Annotated in this window: 10 protein-coding genes; 9 read left to right on the top strand and 1 reads right to left on the bottom strand. The window is 42.5% G+C overall.

What is annotated here, in order from left to right:
- Positions 1-271 (top strand): transposase (locus BO26_RS15340; RefSeq protein ID WP_036772869.1); only part of this gene is annotated, 271 nt, incomplete at its 5' end.
- A 161-nt stretch (positions 272-432) separates the two neighbouring features.
- On the opposite strand, the gene bolA is transcribed toward BO26_RS15340, so the two are convergent.
- Positions 433-750 (bottom strand): transcriptional regulator BolA, encoded by a 318-nt coding sequence (bolA, locus tag BO26_RS15335; RefSeq protein WP_036772866.1) that lies wholly within the window; start codon positions 748-750, stop codon positions 433-435.
- A 242-nt stretch (positions 751-992) separates the two neighbouring features.
- On the opposite strand from bolA, the gene BO26_RS15330 reads away from it, so the two are divergent.
- The 8 genes from BO26_RS15330 to cyoE all read left to right on the top strand — a co-directional run bounded on the left by BO26_RS15330 (position 993) and on the right by cyoE (position 9228).
- A complete protein-coding gene (locus tag BO26_RS15330; RefSeq protein WP_036772864.1) occupies positions 993-1571 on the top strand; it encodes a lipoprotein in 579 nt (192 codons plus the stop codon).
- A 52-nt stretch (positions 1572-1623) separates the two neighbouring features.
- Positions 1624-3108: a muropeptide MFS transporter AmpG gene (ampG, locus tag BO26_RS15325; RefSeq protein ID WP_036772862.1), complete on the top strand. Its 1485-nt coding sequence runs from the start codon at positions 1624-1626 to the stop codon at positions 3106-3108.
- 242 nt (positions 3109-3350) lie between these two features.
- Entirely contained in the window at positions 3351-4112 is a 762-nt protein-coding gene (locus BO26_RS15320; protein ID WP_036772859.1) for a nucleoside-specific channel-forming Tsx family protein, read from the top strand.
- 351 nt (positions 4113-4463) lie between these two features.
- Complete coding sequence (gene cyoA / locus BO26_RS15315) at positions 4464-5399, top strand: cytochrome o ubiquinol oxidase subunit II (RefSeq protein ID WP_036772857.1); 936 nt, start codon at positions 4464-4466, stop codon at positions 5397-5399.
- A gap of 4 nt (positions 5400-5403) precedes the next feature.
- Positions 5404-7395, top strand: a complete 1992-nt coding sequence (gene cyoB, locus BO26_RS15310) for a cytochrome o ubiquinol oxidase subunit I (protein WP_036772855.1) — start codon at positions 5404-5406, stop codon at positions 7393-7395.
- The gene (locus BO26_RS15305; RefSeq protein ID WP_036772852.1) at positions 7385-7999 is read left to right on the top strand and encodes a cytochrome o ubiquinol oxidase subunit III; all 615 of its coding nucleotides are present in this window, start codon (positions 7385-7387) and stop codon (positions 7997-7999) included. The genes cyoB and BO26_RS15305 overlap by 11 nt, the downstream gene beginning before the upstream one ends.
- The gene (locus tag BO26_RS15300; protein ID WP_036772850.1) at positions 7999-8331 is read left to right on the top strand and encodes a cytochrome o ubiquinol oxidase subunit IV; all 333 of its coding nucleotides are present in this window, start codon (positions 7999-8001) and stop codon (positions 8329-8331) included. The genes BO26_RS15305 and BO26_RS15300 overlap by 1 nt, the downstream gene beginning before the upstream one ends.
- A 12-nt stretch (positions 8332-8343) precedes the next feature.
- Positions 8344-9228: a heme o synthase gene (gene cyoE, locus BO26_RS15295; RefSeq protein ID WP_036772848.1), complete on the top strand. Its 885-nt coding sequence runs from the start codon at positions 8344-8346 to the stop codon at positions 9226-9228.
- Positions 9229-9417 lie beyond the last annotated feature (189 nt).

Below are 9417 nucleotides of genomic sequence, written 5' to 3'. Positions count from 1 at the left end.
CCATTGGGAGAATCTAAACACGTTCTTTGCCTATCCCGAAGATATCCGTAAAGCCATTTATACGACGAATGCAATAGAATCCCTCAACAGTGTGCTCCGCCATGCGATTAAAAAACGTAAGGTATTTCCAACGGAAGATTCTGTGCGTAAAGTTATCTATTTGGCGATTGAATCAGCTTCAAAAAAATGGAGCATGCCGATTCAAAACTGGAAACAAGCGATGAGTCGTTTTATTATTGAGTTCGGTGACCGCCTGGACGGCCACATTTAATGAAAGGCAAATACACAGAATTATTTACAGGGTCTTCAGCTACCAAATTTGCGCTCAAAAAATATCATGCATAAAACATAAAAACGGCCTGAAGGCCGTCAATTGAATTCATTCTATTATTAATAGAAAATGCCCCAAATTAAGCACCAAATCAACATATCTCAAGCAATAATATTATTGCCACCCCGGCATGCTGGTGAAGCTAAAACGGTATCCTGCAATTCACCCCACTCTTTTTCTGTATAAGTATGCAACGCCAAAGCATGAACACCTGCAGCCAATTCTGCCGATAATATACCGTAAACGGAACGATGACGATTTAGCATGCGTTCACCAATAAATTTATCACTGATGATCACGACCTTAAAATGGCTTTCAGAACCTACGGGTACATTGTGGCGATAACTTTCATCAATGACTTCTAAATATGAGGGGTTAAATGCCACCCGTAATTTCTCTTCTATATCCTGACACACCATAATCATTCTCCTTAAACCGTACAGCTATCATGCTATCAACCATTTAATAATTTTAGTCTATTCTTGATGAGTTATAGCATCAACACATTAAAATAACTTTAATCAAATCCCATATTATCAGGTTTTTATATATGTTTACCCTATCAGGGATATGCCACGATCAAAGGCAGTGTTATTATTGCAGCAGTTTACACTATTGATAAGTATTACTGGACATCCTTATCACTGATGAGAAAATCAACATGTTGAAAAGAATCTTTTTCCCGCTTATTACCCTTTTTCTCCTTACAGGTTGTGCTACTCCCAGCAATACCCTGACCATAGACCCTAAAATTACTCTGCCAACAGCAGACCCAACTATGAGTGCTATCACCATCAGTATCAGTGGTGCCGACAATCGCCAATCTCAGACACTTGCTCAAGTTAACCGTAATGCAAGGCTAGAAGTACTGAAACCATCACGCGATCTACGTTTTCTGCTCCAGGAAATCCTGGAAAAACAAATGGCCGCCCGCGGTTATATGATTGGCTCTCCAGCCAATGCCAATCTGCAAATTATTGTGAACAATCTGTATGCAGATGTTAAGGAAGGTAGCCTTCGCCATAATATTTCAACAAAAGCCGATATTTCTATCATCAGTGCTGCGCAAAACGGAAACAAACAAGTTAAGAACTATCGTACCAGTTACAATGTCCAAGGCCCTTTGGGGGCAACAAATGAGAAAATTGCTGACGCAGTAAATACTGTACTATCTGAAGTTATAGCAGATATGGCCCAGGACTCATCGGTCAGCAACTTCATCAAACAAAATGCCCGTTAATTAAGGATTAATTGCTTACTCTGCCCACCCAGGGCAGAGTTTTGGGAGGCCCATGTCTTACCGTTATCTCACCGTTTTTACTCAACATAATTCACGCATTCTACTTTTACTCGGTTTTGCTTCTGGTTTACCTCTCGCACTCACTGCCAGCACCTTGCAAGCATGGATGACCGTTGAAGACGTCGATCTTAAAACAATTGGTTTCTTTTCCCTTGTCGGCCAGGCATATGTTTTCAAATTTTTCTGGTCCCCGTTTATGGACCGGTTTACCCCCTCTTTTCTTGGACGTCGCCGTGGCTGGTTGCTTGTGACACAGTTATTACTCATAGCCAGTATCGCTGCAATGGGCTTTCTCCAACCGTCTCAGCATCTATGGTGGTTAGCAGTACTAGCGGTAACTGTTGCTTTCTGTTCCGCATCACAAGATATCGTCTTTGATGCTTATAAAGCAGATTTACTGCACAGCGAAGAACGGGGGGTAGGTGCAGCAGTTTCAGTACTGGGTTATCGATTAGCAATGTTGATTTCAGGTGGATTAGCATTATGGATCGCTGACCGCTATATTGGCTGGCAACATATATACTGGTTAATGGCTGGATTGATGCTAATCGGAGTCTATGCGACTTTAAAAGCTAAAGAACCTGAACTTGACATTCTCCCACCCAAAACACTCCAACAAGCTGCGATAGAACCATTGGCCGATTTTTTCAGTCGTAATAATGCATGGCTGATACTGTTGTTAATTATCATGTATAAACTAGGAGATGCCTTTGCTGCCAGTCTAAGTACCCCATTTCTTATCCGTGGTATTGGTTTTGATGCAGGTGAAGTCGGCATGGCCAACAAAACACTGGGATTAGCGGCAACCATCGTTGGGGCATTATATGGCGGTTATTTAATGCAACGATGGAGTTTATTCCGCTCACTAATGATATTTGGCATTCTTCAGGCAATTTCCAACATTGGATACTGGCTGTTATCTATTACTGACAAAAATATCTACACCATGAGCAGCACCATTTTTCTGGAAAATATCTGTGGTGGAATGGGAACCGCTGCATTTGTTGCCCTGCTTATGGCGTTATGTAACAAATCGTTCTCTGCAACACAGTTTGCTCTATTATCTGCCTTATCGGCTGTTGGGCGGGTATACGTCGGTCCAATTGCTGGTTGGTTCGTCGAATTATATGGCTGGCCAAACTTTTATTTATTTTCTATAGCTGCTTCTGTTCCAGGGTTATTGCTGCTATTGATCTGCCGCCAGACTCTGGATTATACCCAGCGAACTAATGATTTTATACCTCGTACTGAGTTCAAAAATTTCTATCGACTGGCTCTTGGATTACTGTCATTAGCAAGCATCCTTCTTGCATTTTGGTTACTTACCATAATCACTAATTCTCTCGCCTGGACTAATGCGCCTGATCTAGCCGAATACTTACTATTATGGGGAACACAGATCAGTATCATAGGCATTATCTTAGGTTGCTCCCTGGATTATCTCGCATTAATAAAGAAAAAGGATAAATCAGCTTAAAGATACAAATATTAAATTAATTTATTAAAAGGTTGGCCATTGTCAGCCTTTTATATTCCCTTAAATATTTAAGTGATAATGATCACACTTCAGCTAGTAATTTGTCAAAAAGTGCTAATTTTGAGCGATTATTTAATTATTGAAGATTCATATCCACATAGAATCAGACTATCATTCTGAGGCTTATATAAATTAGCTTTAAAACCAAAAACCTCATTTTCATGGATGCATTAGAGAAATTTATGAGAAAAACTATTCTGGCTACTGCTTTGTTCACAACTGCCTCAGTTCCAGCTTATGCTGAATATCAATGGGGCTTTGCTAATGTCAGCATGAACTATCTCGACTGGACCAGCCATACTACACATAAGTCAGGGCAAACTACTCATAAAGACGACTTTGCCTACCTGGAATTGGAAGGTGGAGCTGGATTTGACTGGGGTGAATTATACGGCTTCTTTGATCTGGAAAATGCTTTCAACAGCAAGCATGCTCAGCCAGGAGATAACCAAAGATATACCTTTAAAACAACCGGACGCTACTATCTGGCAGACACGGGTTTTAATCTCTATGGTCATGTTTATGGTACTTATTCTCTCCCTGGTAAAGAACATGGTGGGAATTTCCATGAGGTGAATACCCTTTATGGTGTTGGCTATAACACTAATTTCGCCGGTGTCTGGTTCAAACCATTTGTTGCACTGCATTATGTTGACCAAACTTTCTATTCCGGTAATAACGGCTATGTTGTTGGCTGGGTGGCAGGCTATGATTTTCAGCTCTGGGAGGAAAAATTCAGCGTAACTAACTGGAATGAAATAGAACTTAACCGGAATGAGCGCTATGGTAATGGTGGCCGGGACGGTATTAATGGTGCAGTAGCATTATGGTGGACACCTCACAAATCCTTCACGACTGGTATTCAGTATCGGTATGCCGACAATAAATTAGGCGAAGGATTCTGGCAAGATGGAATCGTCTACACCATCAAATATAATTTCTAATTATTGAATTTTAACTGTGGGTTACTTCCTGTAGCTCGCAGTTAATTTAATTTTTAAATAAAATTCCGCTACGGAAATTTTTAAAGTAAATTTTTATTTATATTTTCCTCTACTCCGAAAAATATAAAATTATTTTCGTATAAAATTAGTATTTAGACACTATTTCGTTACATTTAAATAACTTTTCAAGCTAACTTCTGATTAATCCTACAGTTGCATGTGATCCCTTTAACATAAAGGACCAACAACCCCGTAACTAACTATTACAAATGTTTACACTCCAATGGCCTTACCGTAGAATGCCCGCACTGATGAAACGACAATAGAGCTTTTGTTATTTGGAGTCGTTAGATGAGACTTATGAAATACAATAAAAGTATTGGGATATTGTCAATACTAGCAGCCGCTTTTATGCTAAGCGGTTGCGATATGGTATTGATGAATCCTAAAGGCGCTATCGGCGCTGAACAAAAAACACTAATACTCACGGCTATTGGCCTGATGCTTATCATTGTTATTCCGGTAATCATCATGGCGTTTACCTTTGCCCTGCGTTATCGTGAAGCCAACAAAAGCGCTACCTATCGCCCTAACTGGGCACACTCAAATAAAATTGAGCTGGTAGTGTGGACTGTTCCTATCATTATCATTATCATTTTGGCAACCATTACCTGGAAAACAACCCACGAGCTTGACCCATATAAGCCACTGGTCAGTAATGAAAAACCAGTGACTATTGAAGTAATTTCTCTTGATTGGAAATGGCTGTTCGTTTATCCGGAGCAAGGTATCGCTACAGTTAACGAAATCGCTTTCCCTACCGGGGTTCCTGTTAACTTCAAAATCACCTCTGATTCTGTAATGAACTCATTCTTCATTCCACAATTAGGTGGTCAGATCTATGCAATGGCTGGTATGCAAACTAAACTTCACTTAATTGCCGATGAACCTGGTACTTATAAAGGTTTGTCCAGCAGCTACAGCGGGCATGGTTTCTCTGGCATGAAATTTACCGCCACTGCTACCGCAGATCGTGAAGGTTTTGAACAATGGGTTCAAAAAGTGAAAGCTTCTCCTAAAACCCTGGATACCATGCAAGCGTTTGATGAGTTAGCTAAACAAAGCCAAAATCATCCGGTTGAATACTTCTCAAGCGTTAAGCCTAACCTGTATCAAGATATTATTGCCAAATTTATGGACGGCATGAATATGCATGGCGGCCATAGTGCAACTGCAGGTCATAACATGAATATGAGCAAAACTGCTCATGCCGGAGTTGAGGAATAAAGTAATGTTGGGAAAATTAACACTTGATGCAATCCCATTGCACGAGCCCATTATCATGGTTACTCTTGCAGGGATTCTCTTCGGAGGGCTCGCAATTGTCGGAGCCCTGACCTATTTCCGAAAATGGAAATGGCTGTGGAGCGAGTGGTTAACCAGCGTTGACCACAAAAAAATCGGTATTATGTATATCATCGTGGCATTGGTCATGATGCTTCGTGGCTTTGCTGATGCCATCATGATGCGTGGTCAGCAAGCTGTTGCCTCTGCCGGTGAAGCAGGTTTCCTGCCACCTCACCACTATGACCAGATCTTCACCGCCCACGGTGTCATCATGATTTTCTTCATGGCAACGCCTTTTGTTGTCGGCCTAATGAATATCGTGGTTCCACTACAGATCGGTGCCCGTGACGTAGCATTTCCATTCCTGAACTCACTAAGTTTCTGGTTCTTCGTCGTCGGCGTTGCACTGATTAATATCTCTCTGGGTGTTGGTGAATTCGCTCAAACCGGTTGGTTAGCTTATCCTCCGCTCTCAGGTATAGAATATAACCCAGGCGTTGGGGTCGATTACTGGATATGGAGTCTCCAGATATCCGGTATCGGTACACTGCTGACAGGAGTTAACTTCTTTGCCACGATCCTGCGTATGCGTGCCCCTGGCATGTCCATGATGAAAATGCCTGTATTCTCATGGGCAGCACTCTGTACTAACGTACTGATCATCGCCGCATTCCCGATTCTGACAGTTACCATTGCCCTGCTAACTTTTGACCGCTACATGGGTACCCATTTCTTCACCAATGATATGGGCGGTAACATGATGATGTATATCAACCTGATATGGGCTTGGGGTCACCCTGAGGTTTATATTCTGGTACTGCCAGTCTTTGGTGTCTTCTCTGAAGTGACTGCGACGTTCTCGAAAAAACGACTATTCGGCTATACCTCTCTGGTATGGGCAACTATTGCCATCACAGTATTGTCATTCATCGTATGGCTGCACCACTTCTTTACTATGGGCTCCGGTGCAAACGTTAATGCCTTCTTTGGCATAGCCACCATGATTATCTCGATTCCTACGGGAGTTAAGATCTTCAACTGGCTGTTCACTATGTACCGAGGCCGTATTGAATATAAAACACCAATGTTGTGGACTGTCGGCTTTATCGTCACCTTCTCTATTGGTGGTATGACCGGGGTTCTGTTGGCCGTTCCAGGTGCAAACTTCGTTCTGCATAACAGCCTGTTCCTGATCGCACACTTCCATAACGTTATCATCGGTGGTGTTGTCTTTGGCTGTTTCGCAGGTACCGCTTACTGGTTCCCGAAAGCATTTGGTTTCACGCTAAATGAAAAATGGGGTGTCCGCGCATTCTGGTTCTGGATCATTGGCTTCTTCATCGCCTTTATGCCTGTTTATGCGCTTGGCTTTATGGGTATGACTCGTCGTATCAGCCAAGATATCAACCCTGAATTCCATACTCTGCTGGTTGTTTCTGCAATTGGTGTTGCACTGATAGCAGTAGGTATCCTATGTCAAGTCATTCAATTCTACGTCAGTATCCGTGACCGTGACCAAAACCGTGACCTAACTGGTGACCCTTGGGGTGGCCGTACTTTAGAGTGGGCAACATCTTCTCCGCCGCCATTTTATAACTTTGCCGAAGTTCCACATGTCCAAACCCGTGATGCATGGTGGGATATGAAAGAAAAAGGCACAGCTTATAAACGCCCCGCTAAATATGAAGAAATTCATATGCCTAAAAATGCCGGCGCTGGTGTGGTTATTGCTGGTTTCAGCTTGATTTTTGGTTTCGCTATGATTTGGCATATCTGGTGGATGGCTATCGCAGGCTTCGCTGGCATGATTATCACTTGGATCGCGAAAAGTTTTGATGAAGATGTTGATTACTACGTACCCGTTGCTGAAGTTGAGCAAATTGAGAATCAGCACCATGAACAAATTAGCAAGGCAGGTCTGAACCATGTCAACTGAAACTATAACTAACCACAATCATGCCCATGAAGATCATGGGCACCACGATGCGGGTGCCACTAAAGTATTCGGTTTCTGGATCTACCTGATGAGTGACTGTATTTTGTTCGCATGTCTGTTTGCGACTTATGCAGTGCTAGTTAACGGAACCGCAGGCGGCCCATCTGGTAAAGAAATTTTTGGCCTCTCCTTTGTATTGGTTGAAACTTTCCTGCTGCTATTCAGTAGTATCACCTATGGCTTTGCCATGCTAGGCATGAATAAAGGCAGCATCAGCCAAGTTAACACTTGGCTCGGTATGACTTTCCTATTCGGCCTTGGCTTCGTAGCGATGGAATTGTATGAATTCCATCACCTGATTGCAGAAGGCTACGGCCCTGACCACAGTGCATTCCTGTCTGGATTCTTTGCACTGGTTGCTACTCACGGAATCCACGTTACCTGTGGCCTGGTCTGGATTATTATCATGATGATTCAGGTAACACGTCGCGGTTTAACGGATGTTAACAAAACCCGTCTGAATTGCCTGAGCTTGTTCTGGCACTTCCTGGATGTAGTGTGGATCTGTGTATTTACCGTTGTTTATCTGTTAGGAGCTATGTAATGAGTCATTCGAATACAGCTCATACTGGAGCTAGCCACGGTAGCCTGAAATCTTATTTGATCGGCTTTGTTCTTTCAGTAATCCTGACAGTGATTCCATTCTGGATGGTAATGGATGGTTCTGCCTCCCACACGACTATCTTGACAACGGTAGTCGCGCTGGCTGTTGTGCAGATTCTTGTTCATTTTATCTATTTCCTGCACATGAACACTTCATCAGAAGAGCGCTGGAACTTAGTAGCATTGCTGTTCACTATTTTGATTATCGGTATTGTTGTTGTTGGCTCACTATGGATTATGTACAACCTCAACATTAATATGATGGTTGATTAAAGAGCTGCATATATGATTAAGCAATACCTGCAAGTAACTAAACCAGGAATTATTTTCGGCAATTTAATTTCTGTGATCGGTGGTTTTCTACTCGCCTCGAAAGGGGTGATTGATTACCCTTTGTTCTTATCGACTCTGCTCGGCGTTTCATTAGTCGTGGCTTCTGGTTGTGTATTTAACAACTATATTGACCGCGATATTGACCGGATCATGGAAAGAACAAAAAACCGCGTCCTTGTAAAAGGGCTTATTGATCCGAAAATCAGCCTGATTTATGCATCAATACTGGGTATTGCTGGCATTGTGCTGCTCTATGTAGCAGCCAATGCCTTAGCAATGCAATTAGCGATTATCGGTTTTGTCGTATATGTAGGGGTTTACAGCCTTTACATGAAAAGGAAATCTGTTTATGGCACGTTGATCGGCAGTTTATCCGGTGCTGCACCTCCGGTCATTGGTTATTGTGCAGTGACTGGTCAATTTGATACGGGCGCATTGATCCTATTACTGATTTTCAGCCTGTGGCAAATGCCGCATTCCTATGCCATTGCTATTTTTCGTTTCAAAGATTATCAGGCAGCAAACATCCCTGTGTTACCGGTAATTAAAGGTATATCTGTGGCGAAAAACCACATTATCCTTTATATCCTGGCATTCATGATTGCAACCCTAATGTTAGCAATCAGCGGTTATGCAGGTTACAAGTATCTGGTTGTTGCAGCAGCAGTGAGCGTCTGGTGGCTAGGAATGGCGTTATCCGGTTACAAAACCGCTAACGACCGTGTTTGGGCCCGTAAGTTGTTTGTATTTTCCATTGTGGCAATCACTTCCCTAAGTGTCATGATGTCTGTTGACCCGACGGTGTCCTCAGAAACCTTTTTAACCTACGTCCGATAATTCTTCCTGATGGCAGTGGTATGCACCACTGCCATTATTTACCTTTCATACTCATCCCCTATCCTTATATACCCAATAGATTTCAAGATACATCGCGACGGCAAGGGAGCGATCCCCAGGAGCATAGATAACTATGTGACTGGGGTGAGTGAGTGCAGCCAACAAAGAGGCAACTTGAAAGATAACAGG

The sequence above is a fragment of the Photorhabdus australis DSM 17609 genome (assembly GCF_000711895.1).
Taxonomy (GTDB): domain Bacteria; phylum Pseudomonadota; class Gammaproteobacteria; order Enterobacterales; family Enterobacteriaceae; genus Photorhabdus; species Photorhabdus australis.
This window is presented reverse-complemented; position numbering and strand designations above follow the sequence as displayed.

Excerpts from the sequence above, each read along its gene's own strand:
- BO26_RS15305 (WP_036772852.1), top strand. The coding sequence starts at position 7,385 with ATGTCAACTGAAACTATAACTAACCACAATCATGCCCATGAAGATCAT.
- cyoA (WP_036772857.1), top strand. The coding sequence starts at position 4,464 with ATGAGACTTATGAAATACAATAAAAGTATTGGGATATTGTCAATACTA.
- cyoE (WP_036772848.1), top strand. The coding sequence starts at position 8,344 with ATGATTAAGCAATACCTGCAAGTAACTAAACCAGGAATTATTTTCGGC.
- BO26_RS15320 (WP_036772859.1), top strand. The coding sequence starts at position 3,351 with ATGAGAAAAACTATTCTGGCTACTGCTTTGTTCACAACTGCCTCAGTT.
- BO26_RS15330 (WP_036772864.1), top strand. The coding sequence starts at position 993 with ATGTTGAAAAGAATCTTTTTCCCGCTTATTACCCTTTTTCTCCTTACA.
- ampG (WP_036772862.1), top strand. The coding sequence starts at position 1,624 with ATGTCTTACCGTTATCTCACCGTTTTTACTCAACATAATTCACGCATT.
- bolA (WP_036772866.1), bottom strand. The coding sequence starts at position 750 with ATGGTGTGTCAGGATATAGAAGAGAAATTACGGGTGGCATTTAACCCC.
- cyoB (WP_036772855.1), top strand. The coding sequence starts at position 5,404 with ATGTTGGGAAAATTAACACTTGATGCAATCCCATTGCACGAGCCCATT.
- BO26_RS15300 (WP_036772850.1), top strand. The coding sequence starts at position 7,999 with ATGAGTCATTCGAATACAGCTCATACTGGAGCTAGCCACGGTAGCCTG.